The sequence below is a fragment of the Sphingobacterium sp. BS-2 genome, assembly GCF_046161205.1.
Classification (GTDB): domain Bacteria; phylum Bacteroidota; class Bacteroidia; order Sphingobacteriales; family Sphingobacteriaceae; genus Sphingobacterium; species Sphingobacterium mizutaii.
Window position 1 is genome coordinate 90,424 of the sequence record NZ_JBIXGO010000016.1, and the last position, 18,591, is coordinate 109,014.

Annotated in this window: 16 protein-coding genes; 5 read left to right on the forward strand and 11 right to left on the reverse strand. The window is 41.0% G+C overall.

Going from position 1 to position 18,591, the window contains the following annotated elements:
* Nucleotide 1 precedes the first annotated feature (1 nt).
* From nuoL to nuoH, 5 genes are read right to left on the reverse strand one after another with little or no spacing between them, the layout of a single operon-like run.
* Nucleotides 2-2,005 (reverse strand): NADH-quinone oxidoreductase subunit L, encoded by a 2,004-nt coding sequence (gene nuoL / locus ACK2WI_RS07375; RefSeq protein ID WP_409150231.1) that lies wholly within the window; start codon nucleotides 2,003-2,005, stop codon nucleotides 2-4.
* A complete protein-coding gene (gene nuoK / locus ACK2WI_RS07380; RefSeq protein WP_093098661.1) occupies nucleotides 2,005-2,310 on the reverse strand; it encodes an NADH-quinone oxidoreductase subunit NuoK in 306 nt (101 codons plus the stop codon). The genes nuoL and nuoK overlap by 1 nt, the downstream gene beginning before the upstream one ends.
* Nucleotides 2,307-2,849, reverse strand: coding sequence for an NADH-quinone oxidoreductase subunit J (locus ACK2WI_RS07385; RefSeq protein WP_312696339.1), 543 nt, complete (start codon nucleotides 2,847-2,849; stop codon nucleotides 2,307-2,309). Before ACK2WI_RS07385 ends, nuoK begins: the two co-directional genes overlap by 4 nt.
* A complete protein-coding gene (locus ACK2WI_RS07390; protein WP_214649432.1) occupies nucleotides 2,849-3,412 on the reverse strand; it encodes a 4Fe-4S binding protein in 564 nt (187 codons plus the stop codon). Before ACK2WI_RS07390 ends, ACK2WI_RS07385 begins: the two co-directional genes overlap by 1 nt.
* Nucleotides 3,413-4,471 (reverse strand): NADH-quinone oxidoreductase subunit NuoH, encoded by a 1,059-nt coding sequence (gene nuoH / locus ACK2WI_RS07395; protein WP_373865679.1) that lies wholly within the window; start codon nucleotides 4,469-4,471, stop codon nucleotides 3,413-3,415.
* Between the two features lie 337 nt (nucleotides 4,472-4,808).
* Between nuoH and ACK2WI_RS07400 the strand changes: the two genes are divergently transcribed.
* Complete coding sequence (locus tag ACK2WI_RS07400) at nucleotides 4,809-5,594, forward strand: META domain-containing protein (RefSeq protein ID WP_409150232.1); 786 nt, start codon at nucleotides 4,809-4,811, stop codon at nucleotides 5,592-5,594.
* Between the two features lie 87 nt (nucleotides 5,595-5,681).
* On the opposite strand, the gene ispG is transcribed toward ACK2WI_RS07400, so the two are convergent.
* Both ispG and ACK2WI_RS07410 read right to left on the reverse strand, forming a co-directional pair.
* Complete coding sequence (ispG, locus tag ACK2WI_RS07405) at nucleotides 5,682-7,682, reverse strand: (E)-4-hydroxy-3-methylbut-2-enyl-diphosphate synthase (protein ID WP_409150233.1); 2,001 nt, start codon at nucleotides 7,680-7,682, stop codon at nucleotides 5,682-5,684.
* A gap of 28 nt (nucleotides 7,683-7,710) precedes the next feature.
* Nucleotides 7,711-8,628 (reverse strand): LiaI-LiaF-like domain-containing protein, encoded by a 918-nt coding sequence (locus ACK2WI_RS07410; protein WP_409150234.1) that lies wholly within the window; start codon nucleotides 8,626-8,628, stop codon nucleotides 7,711-7,713.
* A gap of 210 nt (nucleotides 8,629-8,838) precedes the next feature.
* On the opposite strand from ACK2WI_RS07410, the gene ACK2WI_RS07415 reads away from it, so the two are divergent.
* The 4 genes from ACK2WI_RS07415 (at nucleotide 8,839) to ACK2WI_RS07430 (ending at nucleotide 12,308) form a co-directional block, all read left to right on the forward strand.
* Nucleotides 8,839-9,573: an ABC transporter permease gene (locus ACK2WI_RS07415; RefSeq protein ID WP_093098670.1), complete on the forward strand. Its 735-nt coding sequence runs from the start codon at nucleotides 8,839-8,841 to the stop codon at nucleotides 9,571-9,573.
* A 6-nt stretch (nucleotides 9,574-9,579) separates the two neighbouring features.
* Entirely contained in the window at nucleotides 9,580-10,344 is a 765-nt protein-coding gene (locus ACK2WI_RS07420) for an ABC transporter ATP-binding protein (RefSeq protein WP_093098672.1), read from the forward strand.
* A 100-nt stretch (nucleotides 10,345-10,444) separates the two neighbouring features.
* Entirely contained in the window at nucleotides 10,445-11,350 is a 906-nt protein-coding gene (locus ACK2WI_RS07425) for a class I SAM-dependent methyltransferase (protein ID WP_312696377.1), read from the forward strand.
* Nucleotides 11,351-12,125: 775 nt separating this feature from the next.
* Nucleotides 12,126-12,308 carry a hypothetical protein gene (locus ACK2WI_RS07430; RefSeq protein ID WP_409150235.1) on the forward strand — a complete coding sequence of 61 codons (183 nt, stop codon included), beginning with the start codon at nucleotides 12,126-12,128 and terminating at the stop codon, nucleotides 12,306-12,308.
* A 317-nt stretch (nucleotides 12,309-12,625) separates the two neighbouring features.
* Here ACK2WI_RS07430 and ACK2WI_RS07435 read toward each other — a convergent pair whose 3' ends face one another.
* The 4 genes from ACK2WI_RS07435 to ACK2WI_RS07450 form a co-directional block, all read right to left on the reverse strand.
* Nucleotides 12,626-14,407, reverse strand: coding sequence for a hypothetical protein (locus ACK2WI_RS07435; RefSeq protein WP_409150236.1), 1,782 nt, complete (start codon nucleotides 14,405-14,407; stop codon nucleotides 12,626-12,628).
* A 231-nt stretch (nucleotides 14,408-14,638) separates the two neighbouring features.
* Nucleotides 14,639-15,481 carry a formyltetrahydrofolate deformylase gene (gene purU, locus ACK2WI_RS07440; RefSeq protein ID WP_409150237.1) on the reverse strand — a complete coding sequence of 281 codons (843 nt, stop codon included), beginning with the start codon at nucleotides 15,479-15,481 and terminating at the stop codon, nucleotides 14,639-14,641.
* Nucleotides 15,482-15,534: 53 nt separating this feature from the next.
* Nucleotides 15,535-17,430 carry a DNA topoisomerase IV subunit B gene (locus ACK2WI_RS07445; RefSeq protein ID WP_093098678.1) on the reverse strand — a complete coding sequence of 632 codons (1,896 nt, stop codon included), beginning with the start codon at nucleotides 17,428-17,430 and terminating at the stop codon, nucleotides 15,535-15,537.
* Nucleotides 17,431-17,989: 559 nt separating this feature from the next.
* A complete protein-coding gene (locus tag ACK2WI_RS07450; RefSeq protein WP_093098679.1) occupies nucleotides 17,990-18,496 on the reverse strand; it encodes a phosphoheptose isomerase in 507 nt (168 codons plus the stop codon).
* Nucleotides 18,497-18,591 lie beyond the last annotated feature (95 nt).

Here is an 18,591-nt window from a genome sequence, read left to right on the forward strand (position 1 = left end):
CTTATTTTAGTATCAAATAAATTATTCCCATTAATAATACCGTAAAGGCAAAACCCAAGTAGTTTTGAAGCCTTCCGTTTTGCACCCATCTCAGTAGATGGCCCATATAGTAGGTCGTTCCCCCAATGCTATTCACCAGCCCATCGACCAGGTTCTTGTCTACCCAAGCACTGAAATTTGCCAAGCCTCTAGTGATAATGGCAAGGCCATTGACCAAACCATCCACAATATACTTGTCAAACCAATACAAGCCATTGCTCAAACGCAAGGTACTATCCACAAAAAGCTTTTGGTAAAGATCATTCAGATAGCCTTGGTTCAAGGATAGTGCAATCCAAGGATTGCCAGCTTGCAATGGATATTTGTTCTTTACATACCAATTCCAACCTATTGCCCAAGCGATCGCAGATCCAAGGGTCAACACAACAGGTAAGATGAGGTGTAAGGAATGTATTTCAGCGTAAGGATATTTTACATTAATTCCTCCTAAGATAAAGGAGTGGTGGTAAGCCAATGGATTCCAAGAGAAAACCAAAAACAACGAACAGATCCCCAAAAAGATCATAGGTCCAAGCATGCTACTACTGGCTTCATGGATATGGATATGTTCAAGTTTAATCTTAAATTCACCAAAGAATACTTTGAAGATCAATCTACCGATATAAAAAGCAGTCAAGATACTGACTAAGGTCAAGCTTATCGGTATCAATAAATAGAAGGAGCCATGATGTATCGCCCATTCATAGGCAGAGATCAGGATGGCATCCTTAGATAGGAAACCCGAAGTCAATGGAAAGCCAGCCAATGCCAATGAGGCTATGCTCATCAGGATAAATGTTTTAGGCATCCATTTCCTTAGTCCGCCCATATTATTGATGTCCTGAGGATCTATATCTAAATTGTTCTTTTCTTTTAAGTGCGCCATTTCATGGATGACAGCTCCTGCGGCCAAGAAAAGTAGACATTTGAAGAAGGCATGTGTCGCTAAATGGAACATGGCTGCATCCCATGCGCCAACTCCTACCGCCACCACCATAAAACCCAATTGAGAAATCGTGGAGAATGCCAATATCCTTTTGATATCGCGCTGCCCAAGGGCAAAGAAGGCCGCAATAAATGCGGTAATCGAACCTATGATCGCGATAAACAATAAAGCCGTTTCATTGAATAATGGAAATACCGTACAGATCAAGAATACCCCAGCAGCCACCATAGTAGCCGCATGGATCAGCGATGATACAGCTGTAGGTCCTTCCATCGCATCAGGCAACCACACATGCAATGGGAATTGTGCTGATTTAGCCATTGCGCCAACAAAGAAACAGATTCCCGTAAAGGTCATCCAGCCCGTTGATGCTTGTGCCGTATCATAGAAGAGCCCTTCTTTTCCAAAAAGCTCTACCAAGTTCAAGCTCCCATAAATGCTGTAGACTGATGCTATTCCCAATAAAAAGCCCAAATCCCCAATTCTGTTGATGATAAATGCTTTTTTATTGGCTTGGACTGCAGATTCTTTGGTAAACCAAAAACCAATCAATAGATAGGACGCAAACCCAACTAATTCCCAAAAGATGTACATCATAAATAGGTTGTTGGATATGCTCAGGCCTAACATCGCAAAGCAGAATAGACTCAGGTACATCCAATATCGATGGATCCCTGGATCGCCTTTCATATAAGCTCTGGAATAGATATGGACAGGTAATGCAATCACACAAACGATCAACTGCATCAAAACCGTGAGGTTATTTAATAATACCCCAATATTGAAGGTGTTTTGACCAATGGTAAACCAAGCGTAATTCGATACAATAGGATCGCTTTTCCATACTTCTGAAAACACGAACAGCAAACTTAGAAGAGTGCTTAAGATAATGGCGATCAAGGCGATATTGCCCGATTGGTCCCTTTTCCCAAGAATTGCTTGGATCAAGAAAGAAACAAAGGGGAGCAGTACAACCAGTATGCTTCCTAAGACAGGTGATATGTTCAGTAAATCGCCCATCAGTCTCTTAAGTCGGTTGTGTTATCTGGATTAATACTCTTATAATTCCTATACAGGTTTAGGATAATGGCTAACCCAACAGCCACTGCTGCTGCTGCCAGTACAATAGCAAATAGCGCAAAGACCTGTCCAGCATAGTTTATTTTATCATATCGGCCAAATGCCACAAGATTTAAGATTGCAGCATTGATGATAAACTCAATGCCAACCAAGATCATGATTGCATTTCGCTTGGCAACAATCGCATAAAGTCCAATACAGAAAAGGCAAGCCGAAACAACCAAAAAATGGGTTAGGGTAATCATTTCGGATCCTCCTTTCTGGAAAGATGCGCAGCACCGATCAAGGCTGCCAATAGGAAAATTGAAATGACCTCAAAAGGCAAAAGATATTGGGTCATAAATTTAAGGCCCAATTGATTGATGTTATTATCAGTGGATTTAATTACATTTCCACTTCTTATATTTTCAGTTATCCATTTCGGGGTATTATCTTGCCATTCCAAGATCCCATAGATCATGACAGCAAGAAATCCAAGGCTCAACAACAATGTTTGCCAGTTTGGAAGAGAAAGGAATTTACTGGATGTATTCTGTAGATCAGCAAGCAGCTCCTTATTGGAAAGCATAAAGGCAAAGATCATCAGGATCAGTACGCCTCCTACATAGACCATGATTTGGGTAATGGCTACAAAATCAGCCAAAGCAAAGATAAATAAGCCAGCCATTCCAAATAAGACGACGAAGAACAGGAATAAGGCTCTTGCCGTATTCTTTAAACTGACTACTAATAAGGCTGAACCTAGGGTTAATGCGGCAAAAGCATAAAATATGGCTAATTCCATTATTTATTCTTTGCTGCCTCCTTCTCAGCTTGAAACTTGGTCCATTCCTCTTTACGTTTCTTGATTTCTTCATCTGTCATATCCGCAAAGGAATAAGTCAAATCCGCAAGATTGGTCGTTACTCGATCGTAATTATCCGTCATGGTAATACATTCTGTCGGACAGACAACTGTACACAGACCACAGTACATGCATTTTGCCATGTCTATATCAAACTCAGCTGCATAAAGTCTCTTCACTGAACCATCAGAAGTTTTTCCAATGGCCTCCGGCGATTTTATGGCTTCGATGGTAATACAATCGACTGGACATGCTTTTGCACAGAGGTCACAGACGATACAATCATCAATGACTACGTCCAACTGATATCTAGCGACCTCAGGGATAGGCATTTTTACCTTCGGATATTGTACCGTTGTTACACCAGATTGCTCCTCAAAGTAATTGTCTTGCTTGATATCTAGGGAACGACGGGATTTTCGGGCACTGAAAAGGTGTCTCACCGTTAGGGTAAGTCCTTTTATGGCTGTTGCCAATCCTTGTATGGTCGTTTTTAAGATCAATTATAGCATGATTAATATTCTCCAAAGCCCTGAAATGGCCATGCACACAAAGGCAAGGGGAATAAGGATTTTCCAACATAAGGTCATCAGCTGATCCGCACGGAATCGTGGTAATGTCCAACGAATCCAAATCTGGACAGCGACAATAAATAATGACTTGAACAAAGTCCAAAACACACCCCAAATTGGGCCTGTCGTCCAATCCGCCAATCTGGCTGCGCCGATATTTGGTAGGATAGTATTCCATCCGCCTAAGAATATCACCACACCTAACATGGCTACCAAGAACATCATCGCATATTCTGCCAAGAATAAAAAAGCAAACCTAATCCCACCGTATTCGGTATGGAAGCCTCCAATCAGCTCACTCTCCGCTTCTGGAATATCAAATGGCGCTCGGTTACACTCTGCCAACGATGCAATAAAAAATATAGCATAACTGACAAGCAGATGCGGTGCCTGGAAAATATTCCAGGACAAGATTCCGCCAATATCATTCACCTTCCAAAATCCAAGAAAATAAAGGTCTTGATTTGCCCAAACTCCTTGATTTAGTGCGATTTCATTTAAATTTAAGGTCTGTGTGATCATCACCGCAGAGATTAAGGAAAGACCTACCGGTAATTCATAGGAAATCATCTGCGCAATGGCTCGGATTGAACCTAATAAAGAGTATTTATTATTAGATCCCCAACCAGCCATCAAAATGCCAATGGCATCAATGGACACGACAGCCATAATAAAGAATAATCCTGTATGGGTATTGGATGGTAATAGGTCAGGCCCCCAAGGAACAACACTATATCCAATGAAAACAGCTACGAAAATAATGATCGGTGCTACAGCGAATAAAATCTTGTCAGAGGCACTTGGAGAGATAAATTCCTTTTGAAGTAATTTTAATATATCTGCAATGGTCTGCAATAAACCAAACTTACCCGTTTCCATCGGACCTAATCGATCCTGAACAAATCCTGCAATCTTACGCTCCGCATAAACTGCAAAAAGCGTAAATAAAGCAATAAACAAAAATATTGCAACAGGTGTTAGGATATTCAAGATTAAGCTGTCCAATCTTCTTTTTAGATTAATTCTTAATTAGCTACAAACATAAGGAAATAGGAGCAAATAAGCCATAACTAATATCATTTAGAACAGCGATTTGCCTTATTTTGTGAGCTATTTTTTAAAGTTTTGACAATATTAAAAATCTTGCATGGTATTTGCCTTATGCTTTTGAAATTTGTTGTGGTATTAAATCTGCTTCCGTAAAATATCCATTTTATAAATAGGCCAAAAAACAAAATATGATATGGAAAACAGGGAATTTTAAAAAATATTTTAAACCTTTTGACAAATTTTACGTATTTATATTAGAGTTTAAACAATGATATCTATGAAAAAATCAATTTTTAGTGTGTTAGCAGTAGTAACAATTTTATTTTCAAGTTGCGCTGGCGCTAAGAAAACAACTGAAAACCAATCTCCAGACTTTGCTGAAATCACTGGCAACAAATGGCGTTTGATTGAATTAAATGGTAAAGAAGTGCCGGAAAAATTAAATGGCAAAGAGCCGTTTTTAGTTTTTATGAGTGATGAATCCCGTTATTCTGCTTCTGGTGGCTGTAATACCATGTCTGGTGAATATGTATTCGCTGGAACCAACAGGATATCTTTCAAACCTGGAATTTCAACCATGATGGCATGTGAGGATATGGAAACTGATAAATTGTTGTCGGAAGTATTCAAAACAACTAATAACTATACTTTAGCTGATGGCATCTTATCTCTAAATGTTGGCCGCAGGATGCCATTGGCAAAATTTGCCAAGGTTAATGCAGAAAACAGCTTGGTAGGTACTTGGGAATTGGACTATATCGCTAATTCTTCAAAACCATTCAATGAACTATATCCTGATAAAAAACCAACCCTTGTTTTTGATTCTTCTTCAAATAAGGTGTCTGGTAATGCTGGATGTAACACATTCAACAGTTCTGTAACAATCAATGGAAAGAACATTAAGTTTGGTCCGATGGCGACCACTAGAATGGCATGTCCAGGTGAAGGTGAACCGCTGTTCATTCAATCTATGGAAAAGGTAAATGTTCAAAGTGTCAATGGTGACCAACTCACTTTAATTGTTGGTGATATTGCAACTATGAGATTCAAGAAAATCAAATAAGATCATTCAATTATCTAGATAAAAAGGGAGATGTTTATTGAAAACATCTCCCTTTTATATTTCTTAATATTTCTTTACTGTTCTAATTTATCCTTCTTCTACCCAAAGACCATCTGATTTGATAATGTCTATCAATTCATCCAAGGCCTTTGCAGATGATACATTACGTTTCACTACTTCTTTACCGCGATAAAGAGTAATCTTATCTGGACCTGCTCCAACATAACCGTAATCAGCATCCGCCATTTCTCCTGGACCATTGACTATACAGCCCATGATACCAATTTTCAAACCTTTCAAATGATTTGTTCTGCTTCTGATCATTTGGGTAGTTTCCTGCAAGTCAAATAAGGTTCTACCACAACTAGGGCAGGAGATGTATTCTGTTTTAGAAATCCTTGAACGGGTAGCCTGAAGGATGCCGAAGGAAATCGACGCGATTTTGTCTGTTGCCGTAGCTTCAGAGTCTAGCCAAATCCCAGAACCTAGTCCATCGATCAGTAATGCTCCAAAATCTGTAGCTGCATACAGCTGAATTTTAGAGATAGGCTCTTCCGGATTCATGATGTCTCCGATTGGACCTGAAAATTCAGAGGCTGCATAGCTTCTTTTGATAATGACCGGGCAATCTATTCCAATTTCCTGCAGGTTCGCAAAAAACTGCCTTTGATCAGCCATACCATGTAAATGATCTGTTTCTAATATAAAAACGGTCGTCTTGTCCATCTGAAGATTGGCAAATTCCTCCGTTTCCAATAGATCATTGCTCACATAGATTAAATTCATGGCAGGATCTTTCAATTCCGCTTTATTGAATTCCTCTAAAGTATATATAGGATGAATATTCGTTTTATTCTTGAGCTCCTTCCAAGTTCTGTAATTGTACAATTGCTTTAGATTTCCTGGCATGGTAAAGGAAGGCAGGGCATCTCCAAAATATACAAAATCGACCGACTGATCCCCCATGTGGTATTTATCCAACAAAGCATCATACTTGTAGCCTACATCAGATAGGATAAATGGATCTTTAAGGTTCTTGCTAGAAAGATCGACGATAATCCTAGGAACCAATGAGCCTCCAATAAATGCATTGATTTCTTGAGAAGTATAAGGCTTAGTTTCTTGATCAGGGGCAATTTGAATGATTTCTCGTTCCTGAGTTTCAGCAAGATCATGAACACGTTTGCTGTATCTATTTACTAAAGCGATAGCTACTGGAGCTTCCTTTTCAGGTTCTTCAGTCAACGAAACGCGAACGGTATCTCCTAATCCATCCTCCAATAAAGTCCCGATCCCAACCGCCGATTTGATCCGCCCATCTTCACCATCTCCAGCTTCAGTCACACCCAAGTGCAATGGATAGTTCATGTTTTCGGCTACCATCTTTTCAACCAATAAACGGTAGGCCTGAACCATTACCATGGGATTGGAAGATTTCATCGAAACGCAAAGGTTATAGTAGTTCAGATCTTCACAGATTCGGATGAACTCCAATGCTGATTCCACCATTCCTTCCGGCGTATCGCCATAACGGCTCATGATACGGTCAGAAAGTGAACCATGGTTGGTACCAATACGCATAGCAGTGCCATATTCCTTACAGATCTTTACTAAAGGCGAGAATTTTTTATGGATGCGGTCCAATTCTGCTTGATAAGCAGCATCGGTATAATCGATCTGGTCAAACTTCTTTTTATCAGCGTAATTACCGGGGTTTACCCTTACTTTCTCAACAATCCTTGCCGCTACTTCGGCAGCATTGGGGGTAAAGTGGATATCAGCTACCAATGGAACGGTATACCCCCTTGCACGCAATTCCTTCTTGATGTTGGCTAGGTTTTCTGCCTCTTTGATACTTGGCGCCGTGATACGAACATACTCACAACCCGCATCTACCATCTTAATGGTCTGTTCTACTGAACCCATCGTGTCCATGGTATCGACCGTAGTCATACTTTGGATCCGAATCGGGTTATTGCCCCCCATTGGGATATCGCCAATCTGTACCTCTCGGGTATAGAATCTTGAATAGGCTGTTTTGCTGTTGCAATAACCGCCGGCTAGCGTTGTCAAAGGCTTACTTTCCATATCAATGCAAAGTTAGCTAATTTCGAGTTTAATAGCGTAAGATAGATAATGAATTTGCAGCACCGGCTATCTTGATGTCGTACTTGTTGGATTCTTGGTCATAGTTTTTGCTCTTGCGAACATCATCCAAAACCACATCCACATCTTCATACTTGTTGTTGGAGAACAATGCGTCCGTCTCGACTTGACAAGCAGCGCCTTTTGGTAAATACAAGATTACTTTGGAAGCAGCTGTGTTAACCTCAATATCACAAGTCCCATTTATCGGTTTTGGTAAATATAGGTTCAGTGAACTCGCTCCCGAATTTACCTCCAATTTGCTGATCTTCATTTGTTTGAAATCGCCAGTGATTGCAGCTGCACCCACATTGAATTCCAAGTCCCATACAGGCTTATTGCTGAGACCAACCTCAATCAAGCTATTGTTGTACTTGTTGTTCTTCATTTTGCTGGTCAATTCCATTTTCACCTCCCTATCGCCCTTGGTCTGCAAGTTCAATGAGGCAGTTGGTTGTGCAGTCTTCGCACTAAGGACTAAACTTGAGTCTGTTCCCGGTGCAAAATTATACTTGGCTGCACCACCGTTGATCGTTAGTTTAGCGGATTCAGTTTCTGAGCCGATGGGATGGGAGACAACCTGTGTAAAAGGTCCTTTTACATCATCGCCGGTGGAAACATCAATATTGCCGATATGTTCATACATGCTTTCCTTACTGGTTACGCCTTTGAAGAAAATAAAGCCACATAAAAGGATGTTGGAACCGATAACGATATATTTACCATAAGTCCTTCCCTGCAATAGCAAACTGATACCGATAGACACCAGGATCAATGGCCATAAACTGATTATGGAGAAGAAATTAAAGTCTATTACTTTCAAGTTGTGTAGCAAGAATACTAATCCTGCGAATACCAACCATATACCTGTTGCAATTTTATTGTTCATTGTTTCTTAGCTTTGTTGACCAAAACTACTACGATATTACAAATTTAATAATGGAAAATAGGCTTGACGCTTCATTTTTTCGGTAAATCAATTAGTTTTGTCGGTGAAAAGATTCAGCGAGAATTTGTATCTTGAACTTATCCAAAACATTTTTGCTGAGGATTCGTTAGAATTAGTGATTTAAAACAAAATATATAATAAAACCAACGTATGATATTTTATTATTTTGGTGAATATCTCTTGTTACTGAAGAAGGTTTTCCGAAAACCTGAGAAAATGAAGATTTACCTAAAGGAGATCTTCCATGAAATGACAGAGATAGGAGTGGGGTCGTTGGGCTTAATTGTGATCATTTCTACCTTTATTGGTGCGGTAATGACGATGCAGATTGCCTTCCAGTTGGTTTCAGACCTGATTCCAACCTCGGTAATTGGACAGATTAACCGTGACTCCAATATCCTGGAACTCGGACCTACCATCTCTGCCCTGGTATTGATGGGAAAAGTAGGCTCCTCCATCTCTTCTCAAATTGGTTCTATGCGCGTGACCGAGCAGATTGATGCCCTTGAAATCATGGGAATCAATGCCGCAGGTTACCTGATTCTTCCTAAGATTATTGCCGGTTTGATCATGGTGCCAGCTTTGGTTATCATCGCGATTTCCTGTGCCTTGGTCGGTGGTCTTTTGGGTGGCGCCCTTTCTGGTGCTGTTACGCCCGATGATTATATCGAAGGTATCCGCGGTGGCTTCAATGGATTTACGATGGTGGTCGCCATGGTAAAGGCAACGGTATTTGGTTTTATCATTACCTCGGTACCTGCCTATAAAGGTTTTTATGTGCGTGGTGGCGCTTTGGAAGTTGGACAGGCTGGAACAAGGGCCGTAGTGATTGGATGTATTTCCATCTTGGCATGTGACTATTTGATCACTGCATTAATGTTGTAATTCCCTATGATTGAAATAACAAATATTCATAAGTCTTTTGGCGATAATGTGGTACTGGATGGTATCGATGCCATCTTTGAACCTGGCAAGGTAAGCCAGATTATCGGTGGCTCCGGATCAGGAAAAAGTACCTTACTGAAATGTATTGTCGGCTTGCACCAACCTAACCAAGGGAAAGTGTTTTTTGACAAACAGGAATTCACTAAAATGGATTTCGAAGAGAAAGTGCCTATCCGTAAGGAAATCGGAATGCTTTTTCAGAATTCTGCCTTATTCGATTCCATGACCGTGGAACAGAATATTGTATTCACCCTGGATATGTTTACCGAAATGAGCAAATCTGAAAAGATTGACAAGGCAAACTCCTGCCTAGAACGTGTAAACCTTGCAGGTAAGAATAACCTCTTTCCTTCGGAATTATCCGGCGGTATGAAGAAAAGGGTCGGGATTGCCCGTGCCATCAGCATGAATCCTAAATACCTTTTCTGTGATGAACCCAACTCAGGACTTGACCCTGCTACCTCCATCCTGATCGATGAACTGGTGCAAGACCTCACCGAGGAATATCAATGTACTACCGTGGTGGTAACCCATGATATGAACTCGGTAATGGGGATTGGAGATTACATCCTATTCCTCTATAAAGGGAAGAAATATTGGGAGGGCTCCAACCAGGATATGTTGAAATCTGATAACAAGGAATTGAATGATTTTGTGTTCGCCAGCCCTCTGATGAAAGCCGCTCGGAATACTTTGAAAAAGGAACAGTAATTCTTTTCCTTCGATTTTTCTATCTTTGCAGAAAAAACCTTCATAAAACAATGCTAACGTCAGGTTTTATGAAAGGCTTTTATGGTCCTTTAAATATTGCATCTTGAACAACGATACCCAAATTCAACTCCTTACGCCGCAACACTGGAAAGATTATGAACTGATCGACTGTGGTGATTTTGAAAAACTTGAACGTTTTGGCGAACTGATCCTCATTCGTCCTGAACCGCAGGCAGTATGGCCTAAAGCTTTGGGCGATGCAGAATGGAATAAACGTTATCATATCAAATTCAAAGGCCGTTCGGCAACCTCTGGGGATTGGATGAAAAAGAACCCGAAAACTCCAGACCGTTGGCATATACAATATAAAAATGAAGATGTAGCCATCAAGTTCAGGCTTGGTCTTACCTCATTTAAGCATGTCGGGATATTCCCTGAACAAGCAGTGAATTGGGATTACATCTCCGATTCTGTAAAATCCTTTAAGACACCGAAACCCAAAGTATTGAACTTATTCGCCTATACGGGTGGAGCATCTTTAATCGCTAAGGCCGCCGGTGCGGATACCACTCACGTGGATTCCATTAAGCAAGTGGTGACCTGGGCCAACGAAAATCAAGAACTTTCTGGGATCAGCGATATCCGTTGGGTTGTTGAAGACGCTTTGAAATTCGTGAAACGCGAATTGAAACGCGGAAACACCTATAATGGAATTATCCTTGATCCACCAGCCTATGGACATGGCCCTAAAGGTGAAAAATGGAAATTGGAAGACCATATCATGGAAATGATGCGCGATGTCGTTCAACTATTGGATCCTAAAGAGCACTTCCTGATCCTCAATACCTATTCCCTAGGTTTTTCTTCTGTTATTGTCGAAAACCTGATCAAAACCTCCTTCCCGAAAGTTGAAAACCTAGAGATTGGAGAGCTGTATCTACAAGCAACCGCAGGACCAAAATTGCCTTTAGGTGTTTTTGGGAAGTTTCGGAAAATAGCGAAGTAGACATAAGACATTGCCTCTGAACCAAGATGGAGTAAGATCATTATTCCAATGGAGCGGCATCTCGGCTTCGCTCGATATCCGTCGAGACCCGGCACAGGATTATTATTGGTATTACATTCAACATTATATACACAAAATTCGAAGGGCGTATCGCATACGCCCGCCCCATACAAACATTTAATAATACTATCTGATAAGAGAAATCCCTCCGTTTTCTAATTCTCGTAATTATAACTTTCCACAAATCAAACCCCTAGCAGGGGTGAAATATTTACCACTAAATCTTCCTGAAAAAGGAAAAGAATTCCTTCCCTGAGTTAAAGGTAAAAATGGAAAAGAATATTTCTTTACGAATACCTGCACTATTGGGCAATGTCATTAAGTTAAAGTTTTTTTGTACTGAGGTTCATTCGAAGCATCTCGGAGAAATGCGAACCTTCAAACTCAACAACTGTTTTATTGAATTGACGAACAGTTCTTCAATCTTTGATTGAAGATGAACTAAGCCGTAAGGAGGAGAACCCTACAGATTCTTCACTAATCTTTCAGAATTGAAAATGAATTCATTTGGGGTTTTCAGAAAAATATTTCACCCCCGCTAGGGGTTCTCCGTTAAACAATCCAATTTTTCTACAAATATTCCACCCCCGCTGGGGGTTGCCTATCCAGGCAAACAACCATCCTTCCGAAGGAAGCGCTTTAGCCCCCGGCTCATTTCCAGTGGCGGAAAAATGGATAGAATGCCGTTGACTTGCGCGATGGGATTGGCCTTGGAATGCTTTCAGAAGATCATCCCATCAAAAGGGATGATCTATTGAAAGATATTCCCGACAACAAGGCATTCTATCCATGTGCGGATGATTGTGCGAAAAGCCACCTTAAATGGGCCGAAGCCTTTTGGTTACTTTTGGGCTTCAAAAGTAACGAAGAATCTAAATTTTGTTTTTTCTTAACTTGATGGCATTGCCTATAGAGGCAGAATTATTTTAGCTGAATGATATTGAACGATACAGAGCTAACGAACTATGAGTAATATTGATAGCGCATAGTTAACAGGCGAATTCAATACGACTACCAACCTTGATATCGTTCAGACGAAATATGGATCTTGATCCATCCTCCCATCCCTAGAATCCTGGTTCTACCCAAATCTTGGCTCATCCTCCCATCCTCGTTTGGCGAGCGGAGTCGAGCCAAATCCTGGTTCAAACCAAAAAAAAAGAGGTTGCCATGATCGGCAACCTCTTTCGTTTTTCATAGGTAGGTTTCTTATTATTACACATTTAAGGGGCTAAGTTGGGACTCAAGTCTATTCAATTGTTCGTAAAAGGCAGTTTTGGATTCTCCAAAAGCTGAATTTACTTTCGATTGAAGGGAACGGTAATAGCTGATACCATCCAAGAGTTGAGTGTGGAATTTCTGGATGTACTTTTGCTTCTTCACATCCAAGTTGGACAGGTTTTCGTTGATATAGCCTGCCAAGTGTTTAACATATAAATCCAATTCATTGATAAAGAACGATGGCCTGTTCACATCATTTAGGACATTGATTCTACCGTAGATATGGTCAACCATTTCCTTTAAGCTATATACTTTATTGAAATATGCCGTATTCGGTCCTGGGCAGATGGCAACAGCATCTCTCTCCCGAGGTTTGAGGATTCCATATTTCAAATATGCTGGAGCTGCCAGGCCTTCACAGAGACATTGTTTTTCAACAATCTTATTGTAAGCCAATTGATAACTGGCTTCATCGAGTTCCTGTTGCTTTAACTCATTGATCTTGTTCAATTGATAGACCCTGGAGGCAGTGCATACAGGCTCTGTAGAATTGCTCGTATCTGAAACCAAGTATTTCTTGGTGCAAGGGAAACCAGGTTTGCCTTGCTCAATCCTTTTCAGTCGGCTCAGTTCTGCAGTGCTCTTCCTGAAATTGTTGAAGGGAACGCCTAAAGGCGACGCTTGGGAGATATAGAAATCATCAGCCGTAGCCCTCGCTAAATTATTCAGGGTTTCCTCATCAACGGTCGTCGCTTCTGGAACCAAGAGGAAGGGCGATCCCCAACCTACGGCATCCATATTATAATAATCCAATAAGAAAGAATGCTCCTGCGAAGTTCCCACACCTCCTTGTACGGAAAACTTGATTGCAGGAGCGTTTTCACTATTTAGACCTAAATCTTGAAGGGCTTGCTGATATAGCGGGAATATATCCGCTATCAGGGCTTCCTTATTGTTCTTAAATTCTTCGAGAATCGGGCCTAAAAGAAATCCGTCGGTGGCAAACGCATGACCGCCACAGTTTAAGCCCGATTCAATCCGGTATTCGGAAATCCAAATACCTCTTTTTGCCAAATACTTGGCTTGGATAAGTGCCGACCTATAGTCCGACACCTTCAGAGTGATCTTCTTCTTGAAATTTCCATCGGCATCTGGAAAGAAGGTACCCAGCTCTGATAGGTACGCATATAATCTTGGATTCATCCCCGCAGACAGGACCAAGGAGGACTGCAATTTACTCATCGCAAAACCTCGTACCGCCGCTGATGCATCCGAAAATACCTCTGGCAATTCATTGCCATCAGCATCTCTATTGATCTTGTCCACTTTCGACATGATGTTCACGTCGATTTCTCCCGCAACCATGGCCTCACGGATATCATTCGCAACCAAATGCTTTTCATAGCCATGCTTCAATGATTTCCAGCGGGCATAGTTTTCCTTGCTTGGATGTGACTCCGGAAGCAATTCAAAATAACGCTGTGCCTCTTTATCTTCCTTCCAATCCACTCGTTTCAACCGTTCAACCTGTTCAGAAACTAAATCCTGAACCAAGTCCAGGTATTTACAGATCCGCGTGGCACGGTAATCAGCGTGTTTCTTGCTAATCGCTTCAAAAGCAAGTTCATACTTCTTCGAATAATACTCACGCATACGCTCAATCAACTCGTCATCCACGATTGAAATAACCGAAGAAATACCAAATTGAGCAACTTTAATCGGCGTATCAATCGAAAATGCAAGGCCTAAAACAGGAATATGAAATGAATGCGTCATGTATATCTTTTACTGTCCGCAAATAACAAAACAATCCCCATACAAAAAGTAACAGGTGATAAAAGGAAAATGTGATGTTGGTCACTTTGAATAGATATGAGAAGTGAGATTTGTGATATGAGATAGAAAATTGTCAAATTAATTGAAAAACAGAAGTTGATTTACAATTTTATATCCAAAATTGGCTGGACAATGGAAAGGTCTCATATCTCCCATCTCATATCTCAAATCTTATTTAAAAACAATCGTCCTATTCCCGTGTAGCATTACGCGGTCTTCGGAGAGGAGCTGGATGGCGCGGCTCAGGACGGCTTTTTCGATTTCGGTTCCTGCGGTGCGCATACCGCTGACGTCGTAGCTGTGGTCGACGGATTTGGTGTTTTGGACGATAATTGGTCCTTCGTCGAGGTCGTCGGTTACGAAGTGGGCTGTTGCGCCGATAATCTTCACGCCGCGATCATGTGCCTGCTTATAGGGATTGGCTCCGATAAAGGCCGGCAAGAAGGAATGGTGGATATTGATGAGTTTACCTTTAAACTTGGAGACAAAAGTAGGTGAGAGGATACGCATAAATTTTGCTAGGACGATATAATCGGCATGGTAGCTCGAAACGACCTCCGCTAATTCCTCTTCAAACTGTTCCTTGCTCTTGTTTTCATGGCTGATATAATGGAATGGAAGGTTGAACTTTTCCGTAAATTCCTGTAAATTATCGTAATTACCGACCACGGCAAGGACTTCAGCTTGGAAAGTGCCGAAATAATTGCGGACCAAGATATCTGCCAAACAATGATGTTCCTTGGTCACTAGGACGACCAAACGCTTTCTTTGGTCAGGATTGATCATCACCTGACTGTTGGAAGGTAATCTATCTGTAAAAGCCTGCTGTAGGACCTCCTTGTGATATATTTCGCCAGCACATACTACCCGAACAAAGAATTTCTTATTGGCTTCATCGACAAATTCGCGCATACTTACGATGTTGAGCTCCTGTTCGGCCAAAACATTGGATATAATGGCGACAAGGCCAACTGCATCCGTACATTGGATGAGAATTAAGGTTTGCGTATTCATGTTGGTTAGGTTGAAAAAGGGGAGAAGTTTGACCTCTCCCCATAAATATTTTATTAAACGGCTTCCTGAATAGACTCTATTGCAGCCTCTTCAACGCCATCTTTGGTGGTCACCAGGTCGTCCTCGGTATCCAACTCAACGCGTAAGTTGTTGACGATATGGACTTGGCGGTCCGGGGTATTTTTACCCATATAATATTCCAGCAATTGTGGAAGCTTATTGTCCTTTGACAAGATTACAGGCTCTAAACGGATATTTTCACCGATGAACATGCCAAATTCCGAAGGTGAGATCTCTCCCAAACCCTTGAATCGTGTAATCTCAGGTTTTGCACCTAGTTTTTTGATGGCATTCACACGCTCTTCGTCGGAATAGCAGTAAATCGTTTCCTTTTTATTACGGACCCTAAATAATGGGGTTTGTAGGATGGAAACATGCCCTGCTTTCACCAATTCAGGGAAAAACTGCAGGAAGAAGGTCATCAGTAGAAGTCGGATGTGCATACCGTCGACATCGGCATCCGTCGCGATCACGATATTGTTATAGCGAAGGCCTTCGATGCCATCCTCAATATTTAAGGCATGCTGCAATAAATTGAATTCCTCATTTTCATAGACGATCTTCTTGGTTAGGCCATAAGAGTTCAATGGCTTACCTTTAAGACTGAATACCGCTTGAGTATATACATCCCTGGATTTGGTAATCGATCCAGATGCAGAATCACCCTCTGTTATAAATAAGGTGGTTTCAAGGTTACGCTCATGCTTATCGCTGAAATGTACCTTACAATCCCTTAATTTTCTATTGTGCAAGGAAGCCTTTTTCGCACGCTCATTTGCCAGTTTCTTGATTCCGGCAATGTCCTTACGCTCGCGTTCCGATTGCATGATACGCTTTTGCAGGGCATCAGCTGTTGCTGGATTCTTATGCAAATAATCATCCAATGCTTTCTTCACAAAGTCATTGATGAAGGTACGCACGGTTGGACCATCCGGACCAACGCTTTGGGAACCCAGTTTGGTTTTGGTCTGCGATTCGAATACAGGTTCTTGCACCTTGATGGCAATGGCGCCAATGATGGAAGCACGAACATCAGAAGCATCGAATTCCTTTTTATAAAATTCACGGATCGTCTTCACGACCGCTTCACGATAGGCCGCCTGATGCGTACCACCTTGCGTGGTATGCTGTCCGTTGACAAAGGAATAATATTCTTCACCATATTGCTGACCGTGGGTCATGGCGATTTCAATATCATCTCCCTTAAGGTGAATGATCGGATAGCGCATGCCTTCGGTATCTACGTTGCGCTCCAATAAGTCCTTTAGACCATTTTCGGAGATAAAGCGTTGCCCATTAAAATTAATGGTCAGTCCAGAATTTAAGAAAACATAATTCCAGATCATGTTCTCCACAAATTCTAACCTATATTTATAGTTACGGAAAATGCTATCGTCCGGATAGAAGGTCACGGATGTGCCATTGCGCTGAGTAGTATCTTTTTGTTCGTCAGAGACCAATTCACCTTTGCTGAATTGGGCAATACGCGTTACGTTCTGTCTATATGATTGTACTGAAAACTGATTGGACAAAGCGTTGACTGCTTTGGTACCCACACCGTTCAGACCTACTGATTTTTGGAAGGCTTTACTATCGTACTTACCACCGGTATTGATCTTAGAAACAACGTCTACGACCGAGCCAATAGGAATACCCCGACCATAGTCACGTACCGTAACCCTGTTCTCATTCACGGTGATATCGATGATCTTTCCGGCTCCCATCACAAACTCGTCAATCGAGTTGTCCACTACCTCCTTCAATAGCACATAGATACCATCATCATAGGCCGATCCATCTCCCAACTTACCAATATACATCCCCGGTCTTAGTCGGATATGCTCCTTCCAATCTAGGGACCGTATGCTATCTTCGTTATATGTACTCATAATGTTTTTCGATATGCTTGAACCATCGCAAAAATATAAAAAAGTTAATCGACTTTTGCACAACACTTTTGCACATTTAATTCAGCAATAGAATTGCACATCATAAAACGTGCAATATTCTTGTCAATTGATAGGACTGAAATGGAATTTAACTGTGAAAACTAAAGTGAGTTTTCCACATCTACTAGGGTAAAAATTATTATTTCACGTGAAAAATAACCCTTTAAAGCCCTGGCTTGTAGTTTATTGTAGCTAGATAAATGCCCCTTTCGACTTTTTGTCTTTTCTAAATTGTTTTATTTTGTTGTCGATTTCAGATTGCTTCAGCTTGGAAATGATATCGGAATAACCGGGGTTTCATTCGAGGCATATTCGAGATTGCTTCGGGTCGGAGTTGGAGAACATTCGACAGATTTTGCGAAAATTCCGAATGATTCTCGAATAAGGTCAAAAGGGGAGTGATGTGGTAGAGGAGGTCAGCTATTTATCCAGCAGGTTATTTTCAAAAGAAAAGGGAGATTTTATACAAATCTCCCTTTTTTTATGGTCAATGATTTCTTTAGACTCCTCTTCCGAAATCATCTTGCACTCTTACGATATCTTCTTCGTCCGACGGATTAGCAGAGTCGGTATGTTGCCAGATTTCTGCAACGACTCCATAAGATCCTAATCCTACTAAGCGGTGTCTTTCACCTTGTGATAGGCGGATTGAATCGCCTTCTTTTAAGATTTTTAACTCATGTTCTTCATCAGTAGGGCTGGTTACGACACCAACTTCTCCACGGATTACACGCCAAATTTCAGCTCTACGGTGATGATATTGCCATGATAGACGTTTGTTAGGGCCTACAATCAAAACTTTAGGACTTAATTTGCCAGATATCTTCAGGTCCTGAACGTTAAGGCCTTCGAAATAAGCGTCGGCAAATTCTTGTGCCTGATCTTCGTTGATCACAAAAAATCCACCCCAAGGTCTATTCTGATCTTCACTTTCAATCTTGAATCCCTTATTGGTCAATTTAGTTGAAATCTCTTGAAATAATTCGCTTTTATCTATATATGTCATGGTTACGATGTTTACTTATGTGAAGATAATATAACTTTTGTATTAATACAAGGCATAAATCAGTCTATCGATTGATTTACCTTATATTTGCAAAA